This window comes from Stenotrophomonas sp. 3(2025), from assembly GCF_052665395.1.
The window spans coordinates 62,410-76,194 of record NZ_JBQOIF010000004.1 but is presented as its reverse complement, the minus strand read 5'-3'; the positions used below and the strand labels follow the sequence as shown (position 1 = coordinate 76,194).

The 13,785-nt window shown below is 66.5% G+C and carries 16 protein-coding genes and 2 tRNA genes; 6 read left to right on the top strand and 12 right to left on the bottom strand.

Translation table 11 applies throughout. From position 1 onward, the window contains the following. Positions 1-109 precede the first annotated feature (109 nt). From ACUXVE_RS04525 to ACUXVE_RS04515, 3 genes are all read right to left on the bottom strand, one after another. On the bottom strand, positions 110-865 hold the full coding sequence (locus ACUXVE_RS04525; RefSeq protein WP_222388695.1) for a transporter: 756 nt from the start codon (positions 863-865) through the stop codon (positions 110-112). Positions 866-935: 70 nt separating this feature from the next. Continuing rightward, the gene (locus ACUXVE_RS04520) at positions 936-1,169 is read right to left on the bottom strand and encodes a DUF1653 domain-containing protein (protein ID WP_222388696.1); all 234 of its coding nucleotides are present in this window, start codon (positions 1,167-1,169) and stop codon (positions 936-938) included. An 11-nt stretch (positions 1,170-1,180) separates the two neighbouring features. After that, entirely contained in the window at positions 1,181-1,444 is a 264-nt protein-coding gene (locus ACUXVE_RS04515) for a hypothetical protein (RefSeq protein WP_093820557.1), read from the bottom strand. Positions 1,445-1,860: 416 nt separating this feature from the next. Here ACUXVE_RS04515 and ACUXVE_RS04510 point away from each other — a divergent pair, with 416 nt between their 5' ends. The 3 genes from ACUXVE_RS04510 (at position 1,861) to ACUXVE_RS04500 (ending at position 3,139) form a co-directional block, all read left to right on the top strand. After that, on the top strand, positions 1,861-2,067 hold the full coding sequence (locus ACUXVE_RS04510) for a hypothetical protein (protein WP_093820553.1): 207 nt from the start codon (positions 1,861-1,863) through the stop codon (positions 2,065-2,067). 130 nt (positions 2,068-2,197) lie between these two features. Beyond that, positions 2,198-2,761: a DUF3011 domain-containing protein gene (locus ACUXVE_RS04505; protein WP_222391124.1), complete on the top strand. Its 564-nt coding sequence runs from the start codon at positions 2,198-2,200 to the stop codon at positions 2,759-2,761. 174 nt (positions 2,762-2,935) lie between these two features. Further along, positions 2,936-3,139, top strand: a complete 204-nt coding sequence (locus tag ACUXVE_RS04500; protein WP_032978640.1) for a hypothetical protein — start codon at positions 2,936-2,938, stop codon at positions 3,137-3,139. A 150-nt stretch (positions 3,140-3,289) separates the two neighbouring features. Here ACUXVE_RS04500 and dxs read toward each other — a convergent pair whose 3' ends face one another. The 6 genes from dxs to ACUXVE_RS04470 all read right to left on the bottom strand — a co-directional run bounded on the left by dxs (position 3,290) and on the right by ACUXVE_RS04470 (position 9,661). Beyond that, positions 3,290-5,197 (bottom strand): 1-deoxy-D-xylulose-5-phosphate synthase, encoded by a 1,908-nt coding sequence (dxs, locus tag ACUXVE_RS04495; RefSeq protein WP_222391126.1) that lies wholly within the window; start codon positions 5,195-5,197, stop codon positions 3,290-3,292. Positions 5,198-5,302: 105 nt separating this feature from the next. Next, positions 5,303-5,968 carry an HNH endonuclease gene (locus ACUXVE_RS04490; RefSeq protein ID WP_025876340.1) on the bottom strand — a complete coding sequence of 222 codons (666 nt, stop codon included), beginning with the start codon at positions 5,966-5,968 and terminating at the stop codon, positions 5,303-5,305. Positions 5,969-6,364: 396 nt separating this feature from the next. Continuing rightward, positions 6,365-8,155: an acyl-CoA dehydrogenase C-terminal domain-containing protein gene (locus ACUXVE_RS04485; protein WP_445513906.1), complete on the bottom strand. Its 1,791-nt coding sequence runs from the start codon at positions 8,153-8,155 to the stop codon at positions 6,365-6,367. Positions 8,156-8,220: 65 nt separating this feature from the next. Beyond that, positions 8,221-8,697, bottom strand: a complete 477-nt coding sequence (locus ACUXVE_RS04480; protein ID WP_025876342.1) for an NDR1/HIN1-like protein — start codon at positions 8,695-8,697, stop codon at positions 8,221-8,223. 163 nt (positions 8,698-8,860) lie between these two features. Further along, positions 8,861-9,412: a lipocalin family protein gene (locus tag ACUXVE_RS04475; RefSeq protein ID WP_088101752.1), complete on the bottom strand. Its 552-nt coding sequence runs from the start codon at positions 9,410-9,412 to the stop codon at positions 8,861-8,863. 173 nt (positions 9,413-9,585) lie between these two features. Then, a tRNA-Phe gene (locus tag ACUXVE_RS04470) sits at positions 9,586-9,661 on the bottom strand. Positions 9,662-9,997: 336 nt separating this feature from the next. Here ACUXVE_RS04470 and ACUXVE_RS04465 point away from each other — a divergent pair. Next, positions 9,998-11,017: an NADP-dependent oxidoreductase gene (locus ACUXVE_RS04465; protein ID WP_445513905.1), complete on the top strand. Its 1,020-nt coding sequence runs from the start codon at positions 9,998-10,000 to the stop codon at positions 11,015-11,017. 9 nt (positions 11,018-11,026) lie between these two features. On the opposite strand, the gene ACUXVE_RS04460 is transcribed toward ACUXVE_RS04465, so the two are convergent. Continuing rightward, a complete protein-coding gene (locus ACUXVE_RS04460; protein ID WP_093820543.1) occupies positions 11,027-11,869 on the bottom strand; it encodes a bifunctional transcriptional activator/DNA repair enzyme AdaA in 843 nt (280 codons plus the stop codon). Positions 11,870-12,000: 131 nt separating this feature from the next. On the opposite strand from ACUXVE_RS04460, the gene ACUXVE_RS04455 reads away from it, so the two are divergent. Further along, the gene (locus ACUXVE_RS04455; RefSeq protein ID WP_222388701.1) at positions 12,001-12,762 is read left to right on the top strand and encodes an SDR family oxidoreductase; all 762 of its coding nucleotides are present in this window, start codon (positions 12,001-12,003) and stop codon (positions 12,760-12,762) included. Positions 12,763-12,768: 6 nt separating this feature from the next. Here ACUXVE_RS04455 and ACUXVE_RS04450 read toward each other — a convergent pair whose 3' ends face one another. Continuing rightward, on the bottom strand, positions 12,769-13,254 hold the full coding sequence (locus ACUXVE_RS04450; protein WP_093820539.1) for a hypothetical protein: 486 nt from the start codon (positions 13,252-13,254) through the stop codon (positions 12,769-12,771). Positions 13,255-13,453: 199 nt separating this feature from the next. Here ACUXVE_RS04450 and ACUXVE_RS04445 point away from each other — a divergent pair, with 199 nt between their 5' ends. Then, positions 13,454-13,627, top strand: a complete 174-nt coding sequence (locus tag ACUXVE_RS04445; RefSeq protein ID WP_162887676.1) for a hypothetical protein — start codon at positions 13,454-13,456, stop codon at positions 13,625-13,627. A 54-nt stretch (positions 13,628-13,681) separates the two neighbouring features. On the opposite strand, the gene ACUXVE_RS04440 is transcribed toward ACUXVE_RS04445, so the two are convergent. After that, positions 13,682-13,757: transfer RNA gene (locus ACUXVE_RS04440), tRNA-Ala, on the bottom strand. Positions 13,758-13,785 lie beyond the last annotated feature (28 nt).

The following is a 13,785-nucleotide window of genomic DNA, read 5'->3' as shown; positions in this document are numbered from 1 at the left end:
CCGATGTCGTTGCTCTGCTCCTGCAGCAGGGCATCGGAAACGAAACCGAAGGGACGCTTTGATTATGGTGCGAGGGGATGCGCCGGACTGCACCATCAGGCCACGAGGGTCATTGCAGATAGAACGCGATGCCGGTGCCGAGCTGCAGGTCGGGGCTGTTGCGATTGAGGCCCAGATCGAAAGAGGCGTCCAACTGCACGTTCGGTCGCAGCATCCAGGTCAGGCCTGCGCCGGCGATAGCCTGGTCGGGTTGCTGGTTGGCGTGGGTGAAACCGGCTTGGAGATAGGTGCCAAGCCGCTCGGTCACGCTCAACGAAAGGCTGGGCGACCAGGTGGTGCTGCGCTGGCCGGCGCCCCGCTGATGACTGCCATACAGCGCGCCGCTCCAGCGGTCGTTGAAGCTGTGCTCGGCGCTGGCGGCCAGCGCGTACTGGCGGCCGTCGCTGAAGGCTGCATCGCCACGCGCGATCACCCCGCTGGCCAGCAGCGCCCAGGCCGTGCGCTCGGTACTGCCGGGACCTGCCCATTTCACTCCGACGGTGCTGTCGCCGGCGCCGCGCTGCTGCGTGCGCGGCATGCCGGGGCCACGTTCTCGCTGGCGCTGCCATGGCGTGGACGCCAGTTGCAGTTCCCAGCCCGGCGCCAGCCCGGTGCGCAGCAGCAGGTCGCTGGACAGCGTCGTCGTGCGCAGGCCGTCGCGATCACGCTCACGTTGATAGCTGGGCAGGCCCAGTTCGACGGCAAGGCCGCCACGCGGCACCGTGTCGGTGCCGAAGCCGATGCCGGGACGATCGAAGCTGGGAGGTTCCGCGCCCAGCACCGGGGTACTGGCCAGCGACAGGGCGATCAACAGGGTGTGGCGCATGCGGGTTCCGTCTCGCAGGGGGCCTTCAGCATGCCCGGCGATACCGTGCGCGCGGCGTGAGCCGCACCGCTCAGTCGCTGATGCGGGCGAAACGCGCCTGCGGGCCGTGCTCGCCGGGCACCTGCTCGATGAACATCGAATAGGGGCGCACCCACAGGCCGCCCTCGCCATACAAAGCGCGATAGAGAACCATCGGCTGCAGCGTCTCACTGCTGCGGACGATGTCGATCACCTCGTACTCGCCACCTTTGAAGTGGCGGTAGCGGCCAGGTGCCAGCGCGGGCAGCGGGGTCAGGTTGGTCATTGGCGGGCCCGTTACCTGCGTGCCGGCGACGCCGGGGTGGCGCAGTAGGCATCGATGGCTTCGGCGGTGTTGGCCAGGCCCTGCGCCTGCGCCAGTTCCCACGGGCGCTCGCAGCGCTGGCTGTGTTCGCACCACTGATAGCCGGCCGAACCGATGCAACCGTGCGCATCGCGGTCGCCACCGACCACGGGTGTGGCGGCGTCATGGGTGACGGGTTTTTCCGGGCTGGCACACGCAGCAAGGGCCAGCAGCGGGATCAGCAACAGGACTTTCATGGGCGCGGCTCCGTGCCGTAAACCGACAGTCTGTTCGGTCCCGTCAGCAGCGGCAAGCATGGCTGGCCGATCCTCAACTCAGCGATGCGCGGATCAGTTCCTCGATCAGTACCACGTAGCTGGCGGCGAAATAGAACTTCAGCAGCGTCGAACGCTGCAGTGGAAGCGAGGTGCGCATGTGGAAGGGGCCCCTGTTGATGACGATAGTGTGAAGCGCGGCTGACTTCGTGACAAGGGTCACGGAACGGGTTTCCTAAATGGCCTCAGGGATGTGATGGGGGGCGCTTTCTGAGGCGATGGTGGGGAGTTTTCGGATAAATCCGATAGGTCTTCCCCGAGGCGCTGGCTAGGCTGGTCGGGCATCGGAGATCGGCCTTGTGCCGGTCCCCGATTTCCCAGAACCGCAGGAGCCCACCATGGTCATCACTGTCCAATGCAACGCCCAGCGCTGGTCCGTCCTGGATCCGCAGACACGCGCGACTGAAGACTTCAGCAGCGGTGCGGCCGCCTTCGACGCCGCCGTCTCGCGGGCCAGCGAACATCATTGCCGTACCGGCCAGCACAGCATCGTCCGCGTGGAAGCGCTGGGCACCGCGGTCGACGCGCTGCACTTCGGCCGCTGAGCCACCGCAGCCGCAGTCAGTTGCGGTTGGGTTGGTTGAATGGGGGAAAAACCACCGTCGCGGCTCCCTCTGTGCGCCACGCCGGGAATCCCTGATGCTTGCCTCCACCGTATTCACCTGGAGACAAGGGATGGGCAAGGGACTCACTTGGCGCACCGTGGCGTGCACCGTGTTGCCGATGATGGCTGCCGCTGGCGGCGTGCAGGCGCAGAACTATGGCTACGACGATCGCTACGACGATCGTGGTGGCAATGGCATCGTGCGCTGCGAATCGGTCAAGAACCGCAGCAACGAGTGCCGGCTGGAAGGGCGTGCGCGCATGATCCGCCAGTTGTCCGGCTCCCCCTGCGTGGAAGGTGAGACCTGGGGCCAGTCCCGTTACGGTGTCTGGGTTACCCAGGGCTGCCGTGCCGAATTCGTCGGTGAATACCGGCGGCCGGGCGGTGGCGGCGGTGGTTGGGGTGGCGGTGGTGGCAACGGCTGGGGCGGCAGCCAGTGGGGTGGTGGCGGCCAGGTGATTGCCTGCCATTCCAATGACCGGCGCCAGCAGTACTGCGACGCGCAGGTTCGTCGCGGCGTGCGGCTGGTACGACAGGAATCGCGCAGTGCCTGCATCGAAGGCCAGACCTGGGGCTGGGACCGCCGTGGCATCTGGGTCAGCAATGGCTGCAGGGCCCAGTTCCAGGTGAACTGAGCGGCTGTCGCAATCGGCTCAAGATCAGAAAAATCTGATAGCGATCACATTTCTTTCCTCGTATTGTCGACTCCCGGGACGCCTTGCGCGTCCCGGTTCGCACTGGCCATCCCTGTCGCGCCTGGTGCGGTCATTCTCTCGTCGTCGATACGCTGTTCAAGGAGTGAGCAACGCATGTTGATCCGACTGCAATGTGAGCAGCGCCAATGGCGCGTGCTGCACCCGGACAAGCCGGAGCCGATCGAGTTCCGCGATGGCGTCCGTGCCTTCGATTTCGCCGAAACCCTGGCCCGCCTGCATTTCACCGATACCGGCCAGCGCGCTTCGGTGCGGGTGGAGTCCAGCGGTGCTTTCGTCGAGGCGATCAGCTACGGCTGAGCACGCCGCGTGTCGGCACGGTCCGTGCCATCCAAGCATGGCGTGGATCTGCTTTTGCGCCACCAGCAACCTGGTAGATCCACGCCTTGCGTGGATGAGGAACCTGGGGAGCCACGCATGGCCTGGCCCCACCAGTCCCCTGCAACGCTCTCAGCCCGCCGCGCTCAACGGCGGGTTGCCGGCGGCCAGCTGCGGCCAGCGCCTGAGCAGGGCCGCACGGATGCCGGCCGCATCGATGCCGGCCTCGGCCAGCAGGTCCTCGCGGCTGGCGTGATGCTGGAAGGCATCGGGCAGGCCCAGGTGCAGGATCGGACGGAGCACGTCCTCGGCATTGAGCAGTTCGGCCACGGCCGAACCTGCGCCGCCCGCCACCACGTTGTCTTCGATCGTCACCAGGGCGTCGTGCTGGTTGGCCATCGCCAGCACCAGTTCGCGATCAAGTGGCTTGATGAAACGCATGTTGACCACGCTCAAACCCAGTTCGCGACCCACCTGTTCGGCGGCGGCAACGGTGCTGCCGAACGCGAGCAGGGCGACGCGGTTGCCTTGCAGGCGCAGCTCGCCCTTGCCGATCGGCAGGGTCGACAGATCGCTGCCGGCATCCACGCCGGTACCGCTGCCGCGCGGGTAGCGCACCGCAGCCGGGCCGGGGTGCTGCAGGCCGGTGCTGAGCATCTGCCGGCACTCGGCTTCGTTGGAGGGTGCCATCACCACCATGTTCGGCACGCAGCGCAGGAAGCTGAGGTCGAGGTTGCCGGCGTGGGTTGCACCATCCGGGCCGACCACGCCGGCGCGATCGATCGCAAACAGCACATCCAGGCCCTGGATGGCCACGTCATGCACCAACTGGTCGTACGCGCGCTGCAGGAAGGTGGAATAGATCGCCACCACCGGCTTGCCGCCCTGGGTGGCCATGCCTGCGGCCAGGGTCACCGCGTGCTGCTCTGCGATGGCCACATCGAAGTAGCGCTGCGGATACTCCCTGCTGAAGCGCACCAGGCCCGAGCCTTCGCGCATTGCCGGAGTGATGCCGTACAGACGCGGCTCGGCCGCGGCGGCGTCACACAGCCAGTCGCCAAACACATCGGTATAGGTGGGCTTCTTCGCGCCGGTCTTGGCCACCAGGCCCTTGTCCGGATCGAACGGGCCCACCGCGTGGTAACCGATCTGGTCGCCTTCGGCCGGCTCGTAACCCTTGCCCTTGGTGGTCATCACATGCAGCAGCTTCGGGCCCTTGGAGGCACGCAGCGTCTTCAGCGCGGACAGCAGCGCCGGCAGGTCATGGCCATCGATCGGGCCGGTGTAATGGAAGCCCATTTCCTCGAACATCGTGGACGGCACGAACATGCCCTTCCAGTGTTCTTCCCAGCGCTTGACGAAACGCGCGGGATTGTTCTTCTTGTCGCCGAGGATCTTCTTGCCGCCTTCGCGCAGCGCATTGAGCGTGCGGCTGCCGGTGGCGCGGCCGAGCATCTTGGTCAGTCCGCCCACTGCCTCGGAGATCGACATGTTGTTGTCGTTGAGGATCACCAGCAGGTTCGGTTCCGGTTCCATGCCGCCGGCGTGCATCAGCGCTTCGAACGCCATGCCGGCGGTCATCGCACCATCGCCGATCACGGCCACGACCTTGCGGTCGTCACCTTCGGTCTGGCGCGCGATGGCCATGCCCAGCGCCGCCGAGATCGAGGTCGAGGAGTGGCCGACACCGAAGGTGTCGTACTCGCTTTCCTCGCGCTTGGGGAACGGCGCGACGCCATCCTTCTGCTTGACGGTATGGATCTCGTCGCGGCGACCGGTGAGGATCTTGTGCGGATAGGTCTGGTGGCCGACGTCCCAGACCAGCTGGTCGACCGGGGTCTGGTACAGGTAGTGCAGGGCCACGGTGAGCTCGATCACGCCCAGGCCGGCGGCGAAATGGCCGCCGCTTTTGCCGACCGATTCGATCAGGTAGGCACGCAGTTCATCGGCGACCGCCGTCAGTTCGGATTCGTCGAACGTGCGCAGGTCATCCGGTGTCTGGATGCGCGCGAGGCGGGGATAGCGGGCAGAGTCGATCATCATGTTCGCACTTGTTCTGAACGCCCATTTTCGCCCTCAAACGGGGGTGGGGCAAGCAAACGCCGCCGCCCGTGACAGGACGGTGAGGGTTGCATTCCCCGATGTTCAGGTGCAGAGCTTGGAACGCTTGGGCAGCTGGGCCCTCAGGAACGCCATCTGGTCGGCCAGGATGTTGCGGTTGGACAGGATCAGGTGCTCGATCCAGCTCGGCCGGTACGGCACCGCCAGCAGCGGCATGCCGGCCTGTTGCGGGGTGCGGTCGCTCTTGCGCGAATTGCAGTGGAAGCAGGCGGTGACTACGTTTTCCCAGGTATCCAGGCCGCCTTTGGACAGGGGCATGACATGGTCGCGGGTCAGAGTCGGGCGTCCGAACTGCTGTCCACAGTAAAGACAGAGATGGGCATCGCGGGCGAACAGGGCCGGGTTGGTCAGGTTCGGTGTCGGGTCCAGTGCACGCGAGCGGGCATGGCCGCGCGCGGCGATGATCGGGTGCAGGTCCATTCCGCTCTGCATGCCACTGCGACGATTGGTCCCACCGTGGATGTGCAGGCAGGGATCGCCGAGGGTCCAGGCGACGGCATCGCGGGCGTAGAGGCAGGCCGCGTCCTGCCAGGTGATCCAGTCCAGGACCCGGCCATGACCATCCAGTGAGAGCAACCGGACCGTGCCGGGGCGATGCAGCGTCGTGGCGTTGGGCGATGCTTCGGCGCCCGGAGCAGAAAACGGAGCTCCGGCTTCGATCAGACCCAAGCGTGTAGTGTCTGTCTCCATCGGGAAAACAGCTTATACCTGAATGTTGACGATTTGTGTATCGCCCAGCGGGCGGTACACAAATCGTCAACATTCAGGTCCGCGCATTCTTCCTATCCCCCGCGCCGTCGGCGCGCCCCCCTTAACAAAGGGGGGCTTTTCTCCAGAGGGATTTCGGTGGTTTCCATCCACGCTTGGCGTGGATCTACCGGGAAATTGTCGAAGGGGGGGGGGGCCGGTTGCGGGGGCGTGAGCCACATGGATGCGGCGACCGAGCTTACATGGACGTAGTTGCAGCGTCCCCCGCAATTGGACCCGCCCCGCCATCCCGCAGGAAACCAGCTGTTGCTGTTGCTCCAGCTGTTGCGGTTGCCGGCCAGCGGCCGGCACCACCGTGGGTGCCGACCGCGGCCCGGCTCAGGCGCCGAAGCGTTCGTCGTCCATTGCCATCAGCGGTGCGGCGCCCGCCTGGATGGCGGCGGCGTGGCTGAGGGTGCGCGGCAGCACGCGGGCGAAGTAGAAGCGCGCCGTTTCACACTTGCCTTGGGCAAACGCCGCACCGTGTGCGCTGGCATCGGCGGCGGCAACGCTGCGGGCCCACCAGTAGGCCAGCACCACATAACCCGAATAGAACAGGTAGTCGTAGCTGGCCGCGCCCAGTTCGTCCGGATTGGCGGCCGAACGCTGCAGCACGTCCATCGTCAGCTTGCCCCATTCGGCGGCCTTGGCGCGCAGCGGGCCGATGAACTCGGCCAGGCTCTCGTTGCCTTCATTCGCCTTGGCGAACGCCTCGATCTCGGCCAGCATCAGTTTCAGGCCAGCGCCCTGGCTGGACGCGGTCTTGCGGCCGATCAGGTCCAGCGCCTGGATGCCGGTGGTGCCTTCATACAGCGTGGTGATGCGGGCATCGCGGGCCAGCTGTTCCATGCCGTGCTCGCGGATGTAGCCGTGGCCGCCGAAGCACTGCAGGGCGTTGTAGGTGTTCTCGATGCCCCATTCGGTCTGGCAGGCCTTGGAGATCGGGGTCAGGAAGCTCACCAGGGTGTCAGCGCGCTCACGTTCGCCGGCATCTTCCGCATGGTGGGCGACGTCGATCAGGGTGGCCGCATGCAGGGCCAGCAGGCGGCTGCCTTCCACCAGCGACTTGATGGTCAGCAGCATGCGGCGCACGTCCGGATGGACCAGGATCGGGTCAGCCGGCTTGTCCGGGAATTTGGCGCCGCTGAGCGAACGCGACTGCAGGCGCTCACGGCTGTACTTCAGCGCGTTCTGGTAGGCGCGCTCGGACAGGCCGATGCCCTGCAGGCCGACACCCAGGCGAGCAGTGTTCATCATGGTGAACATCGCCTGCAGGCCCTTGTGCGGCTGGCCGACCAGGTAGCCCTGGGCGCCATCGAAATTCATCACGCAGGTGACCGAGCCCTTTATGCCCATCTTGTGCTCGATCGAGCCACAGCGCAGCGCGTTGCGCTCACCGACGTTGCCGTCGCGGTCGACCTTGAACTTCGGGGTGACGAACAGCGAGATGCCCTTGGCGCCCGGGGGGGCATCGGGCAGCTTGGCCAGCACCAGGTGGACGATGTTGCCGGTCAGGTCGTGCTCGCCGGCGGTGATGAAGATCTTGGTGCCGGTGATCGAATAGCTGCCATCGGCGTTCGGCTCGGCCTTGGTCTTGAGCAGGCCCAGGTCGGTGCCGCAATGCGGTTCGGTCAGGCACATGGTGCCGGTCCAGCGGCCCTCGATCAGCGGCTTCAGGAAGGCCTCGTGCTGCCAGGCTTCGCCGTGTTGCTTCAGCGCTTCGATGGCGCCGTGCGACAGCAGCGGGAAGTTGCCCCAGGCCAGGTTGGCGGCGTTGATCATTTCATTGAGCGGCACGCCCAGCGTGTGCGGCAGGCCCTGGCCGCCCAGTTCCGGCGACGCGGTCAGGCCGGTCCAGCCGCCGTCGACGAACTGGTCGTAGGCCTGCTTGAAGCCGGGTGGCGTGGTCACTTCGCCGCTGGCCTGGTCGAGCACGCAGCCGATCTCGTCGCCCACGCTGTTGAGCGGGGCCAGTACGCTGGCGCTGAAGCGGCCGGCTTCTTCCAGCACGGCATCGACGACATCGGCGGTGGCGTCGGTGAAGCCCAGGCGGGCGAACAGCGGCTCGACCTTCAGCACATCGTGCAGGCCGAAACGAAGGTCGGAAAGCGGGGCGGTGTAGCTGCTCATCGGTGCGTCTCGATTTGATCAGTAACAGGGGGAGCGGCGCGATGCGTCGCGGCGGAAAGCGGAGATCAGCGCAGCACGCCGGGCAGGCCCGGGGCCTGGTTGAGCGTGCTGCGGCTGTTGATATCGAAGGTGCGCTGCTTCTTTTCCTGCGGCGTGGCCGACACCGTGCCCTTCAGGCTGTAGGCGAGGGTGCGGTTGCTGGCCAGTGCGTCGGCGATCACCAGGCGCGCGGCCGGGCTGGGCTTGAAGTTGACGTTGATGACATCGGCAGAGACGCCGCCGATGGAGATGCCCGGCTTGGCCGACAGCGGGCCGGCCTCGGTGTCGCCGATGGTCAGGGCCAGTGCGACGTCGTCGAAACTCATCGGCATCGAACTGTAGTTCTGCAGGCGCAGGGCGACAGTCCAGTCGCCATTGGCCTGCACGGTCAGCTGCTGCAGGCTCGCGGCCGGTTCCGAAACACGCTTGACGATGCCATCGCCGCAAGCGACCAGGGCCAGGGTGCACAGGACGATCAAGACGGTACGGAAGCGGTGGAACATGGGCGCAGGTCCTCTGAAGGCGGTGCGTGGGATAAGCATACTACGGCGTATGGTGGAAAGGGTCGCCCGCGGCGACCGGGCACAGAGGGTAGCGCGTGAAGATGCACGCCAGGCGTGCGCGATGCCGGATTGCGGACGTTGCGTGCGCCGGTCGGGCGGCGCCTCAGTCGGCGGGCGCGTCGCGCACGGGCGCCATCAGACGCAGCGGCGCCAGGTCGTAACCCATCGCTTGCGCCTTCGCCTTGAGCTGGTCGAACAGGGCGCGGTCCATCTCCGGCAGGCGCGCGAGGATCCACAGATACCTGCGGCCGGGCTCACCGACCATTGCCCACTGGTAGTCCGGGTCCAGCGCGATCACCCAGTAGTCGGCCCAGACCAGGGGCACCCAGCTCAGCCAGTCGGGAACGAAGCGTACCTGCAGTTGGCCGGGCTGCCCTGCAACGGGCCGCGCCACACCCTCGGCGACAATCCGCTCGCCATCAGCCTTGCGGCAGGCGTTGGTGACGCTGATCCGGCCATCGCGGCGCAGCCCGTAGTTGGCAGTGATCTCGCCCACGCATTGCTTCTGGAACGACACCGGCAGATGTGCGATCTCGTGCCACTGGCCGGCATAGCGATCGATGTCCAGTTCGCTGACCGCGCGCACGGGCTCGGCGGCGAGTGCCGGTGCGGCGAAAAGCAGCAGGCAGGCGAGCAGGGCAGGGTGCAAGCGCATTGGTCGGCTCCGGGCAGGACTCTGGAGCGTAGGGTGCACGGCACGTGGAGGTGTGAATGTTTCGTCAACCCACGTGCCGCATCAGTGCAGGATCGATGCGGCGCGATCCATGTCGTGCATGGAGGCAAAGTCACGGACAAAAAAAGACCTGCATTTCTGCAGGTCTTCGAACATGGTGGCCGAGGACGGAATCGAACCGCCGACACGGGGATTTTCAATCCCCTGCTCTACCAACTGAGCTACTCGGCCACTTGTTTCGTTGCAGCGATGTCGCTGCCGAGGACGCGCATATTACGGACGTAGGACAGGTTCGGCAAGCGTTTTGGAAAAAAACCTTCACATTGGTGTCTGCGGCCAGCGGAAGTACCTGCAAGTGATTGATCCTGCGTTGAGCCGGCCTGACCGGCAATGCCGGACGCGGAAAACAGCGGCCCGTCGCTGGCGCCAAAGATGACGGGGCAAGCGATGCAGCGGCGGAGCGGGGAAGGCACCGATGGAACGCTGTTTTCATGGCACTCACGAGGGCAGGGCGCGGCGTACTGTCGCGGTTCCCTCCCGACGCTGCCCGCAGCAGAGCCATTGGACATGTCCGATTCAACCACCCGCATCGTGCTTGCCTCGCGCCCGCAAGGTGCGCCGGTCGCCGCCAATTTCCGCCTCGAACAGGTGCCGCTGCCGGCATTGGCCCCGGGCCAGGTGCTGCTGCGCAACCGCTACCTGTCGCTGGACCCGTACATGCGCGGACGCATGGACGATGGCCCGTCGTACGCACCGCCGGTGGCAGTGGATGCGGTGATGGAGGGCCAGACCGTGGCCGAGGTGCTGCAGTCGCAGGCGCCTGGCCTGGCGGTGGGCGAGCTGGTGCTGGCCCCCGGCGGCTGGCAGACGCATGCCGTGGTGGCGGGTGATGCGATCAGCCGGCACCTGGATCCGGCCGGGCTGCCGCTGAGCACAGCGTTGGGCGTGTACGGCATGCCGGGGTTCACCGCGTACTCCAGCCTGATCGAAATCGGCAAGCTGCAACCCGGCGAGACCCTGGTGGTGGCCGCTGCCAGTGGACCGGTCGGCGCCACCGTGGCCCAGTTGGCCAAGCTGCAGGGCGCGCGGGTGGTTGCCATCGCCGGCGGTGAGGCCAAGCGTGCGTATCTGGAAACACTGGGCGTGGACGTGGCGCTGGACCATCGCGCCTCTGGTTTTGCCGAACAGCTGCGCGCTGCCGTGCCGGATGGCATCGACGTGTACTTCGAGAACGTGGGTGGGCATGTGCTCGATGCCGTGCTGCCGCTGCTCAACGATTTCGCGCGCATTCCGGTGTGCGGCACCATCGCCACCTACAACGCCCGCGGCGTCGCGCAGTCCGGGCCGGATCGGCTGCCGGCGCTGTTCAGCCAGATCCTGCGCCAGCGCCTGACCGTGCGTGGCTTCATCGTGCATGACTTCAAGCATCTGTGGCCGGATTTCGAGCGCGACATGCCGCAGTGGCTGCGCGATGGACGCATCCAGTATCGCGAGGACGTCGTGCAGGGCCTTGAAAATGCACCCGAGGCCTTCTTCGGCCTGCTGCAGGGGCGCAACTTCGGCAAGCTGGTGGTGAAGCTGGATTGAGCGATCGTGTCAGCGACGGGTGATCTTTTCCCGCCGCAGCAGTTCGCGCTTGCGTTCCACGCCCCAGGCATAGCCGGACAGATCTCCGTCGCGCCGCACCACGCGGTGGCAGGGCACCGCCACTGCGAGAGGATTGCTGGCACAGGCGCGGGCTACCGCGCGACTGGCACGCGGCGCGCCGATGCGCGCTGCGATGTCGGCGTAGGACGCGGTCTGCCCGTGCGGAATGCGCTGCAGTGCCTGCCATACCCGCTGCTGGAAGGCAGTGCCACGGATATCCAGCGGCAGCGTGGTGCCGCGCGTGGGCTCTTCGACCAGGCCGATGACCTGAGCGATGAGATGCTCGTAACCCCGATCGGCACCCACCAGTTCAGCCTGGCGAAAGCGCTGTTGCAGGGAGTGCAGCAACGCTTCTGGATCATCGCCCAGCAGGATCGCGACCACGCCGGTGCTGCTGCTTGCCACCAGTACGCTGCCCAGCGTGCTCTGTGCAATCGCGAACCGGATGACCTCGCCGCTGCCACCCGCGCGCCAGCGCTTGGGTGTCATCCCCAACAGGCGTGGCACATTTTCGTAGAAGCGCCCGCTGGAACCGAATCCCGCCTCGTGGAAGGCATCGGTGATCCGGTCCTGGTGCTGCAGGCCTTCGCGCAGGCGGTCGGCGCGCAGGGCAGTGGCGTACTGCTTCGGCGTCACGCCGGTGGCCTGCTTGAACAGGCGGTGCAGGCGGGTCGGGCTGCAGCCGGCGATGTCGGCCAGTTCCTGCAGCGATGGTTCGTCGACGCTGGCCTGCAGATGACGGCAGACCCGTTCGATACGGGCATCCAGAGCGATATCGGCGGTGCTGTCCATGGTGCGATTCTGGCATGCACCAGGGCAGTGGAAACTCCGTTTCCTGCACCCGCTGCCGAGTCCGGAAACGGAGTGTCGGCAGCGCTGCATGAACGCAGAGTAGCGGGCACATCCCAACCCGGAGCACATCCATGCGGCTGCACGACAAGATCATCCTCATCACCGGCGCCAGCGCCGGCATTGGCCGCGCCAGCGCGCTGCGTTGCGCTGCTGAGGGCGCGCGACTGGTCCTCAATGCGCGGCGCCCACAGCCGCTTCATGAACTGGCTGCACAGATCCGCGCAGGCGGCGGCGAAGTGGCCGTGCATGCGGGTGACGTGGCCGATCCTGCCACCGCGCAGGTGCTGGTCGATCTGGCCCAGGAGTCATTTGGCGGATTGGACGCCGCCATCAACAACGCCGGCATGCTGGGCCCCAGCCTGCCCACCGCAGAGCTACCTGCCGATGCCTGGCGCGAGGTGATGGCCACCAATCTGGATGCCGCTTTCCATGCGGCGCGCGCGCAGTTGCCGGCATTGCTGGCACGCGGCGGTGGCTCGCTGGTGTTCGTCGGCACGTTCGTCGGCCACACCGTGGGATTCCCGGGCATGGCGGCCTATGCAGCGAGCAAGGCCGGGCTGATCGGCCTGAGCCAGGTCATCGCCGCCGAGTACGGTGCGCGCGGCGTACGCAGCAACGTGCTGCTGCCTGGTGGCACCGACACCGAAATGGGCCGGCAGGCCGCGCCCACGGGCGATGCGCGTGATTTCGTCCGCTCGCTGCACGCCCTCAAGCGCATGGCTGAGCCGGAGGAGATCGCCAACGCGGCGTTGTTCCTGGCCAGCGATGAAAGCAGTTTCGTCACCGGCAGCGCGATGCGTGTCGAGGGAGGAGTATCGATTACCCGCACCTGAGCATGCTCACCGGCGTGGCCGGTAGCGGATGCCGCTGCTGGCCATGAACCCCTTCGGATCGAAACCGGCCCAGGCCTCGCCCCAGTCGAAGCGGGCGTGCCCACCTGCCAGCGTCCGCCCCAGTGCCGCGCCGAGCGTGCGCTTCATGAAGGCGACCTCGGCGTCGATGGCCGCCTGGGTCGGCCAGCCCTCCTGCAGCTCTGCACCAGGCAGTTCGACGCCCATCGTCACCATGTCCAGTTGCTGACCGCGGAAGCACAGGCTGATGCCTGCGCGGGCGCCGCCCAGGCTCAGCCCCTGCAGGCTCAGCCACAGATAGCCTGTGCCGACGTCGCGTTCGCCTTGGATCCACGCGGCAAACGCGATGCGCGCCTGGTCCAGTGACAGCGCGGGGCCGATGCAGATCGGCAGGTTGCCGATCTGGATGCGTCCATCGGCGGCGTCGATGGTCATTGGCGCTGCTGGCGAAGCGGACTGCGCACGAGAGGGCATGGCATATTCCGATAAACACGATGCTTTCTGATTCTGGGGGTGAGCCGATTGCGGTCGCAAGGCCGATTCTGGGGGTGAGCCGATTGCGGTCGCAAGGCCGAGGCTGCACGCGGTGTTGGCGCCGGACTGACCTGCGGCTCACGCCCCACGCTCTAGCGTTGCCGGGAGCATCGGTCCCCCGCCGATGACGGAGCTTTCGATGAGCGAGCGCGACAAGGACCAGGCTGACCCCAAGCAGGGCGTGCAGGAAAGCCGGCAGGACAAGCAGCAGGATGAAGTGGCCAAGCAGCGTCCCGGCCAGCAGGACCAGAAGGTGCGCGACGCACATTCACGTGCACCGGCGCGCAAGGACGGCGGGCAGGACCCGGCCTGAGCGCCTGGCCAGAACAGAAAGCCCCGGCAGTGCCGGGGCTTTCTGTTTTTCATATGGTGGAGCCAAGGAGGATCGAACTCCTGACCTCGTCATTGCGAACGACGCGCTCTCCCAGCTGAGCTATGGCCCCATGGGGGTGTTGCATCCCGTGGGCAGCG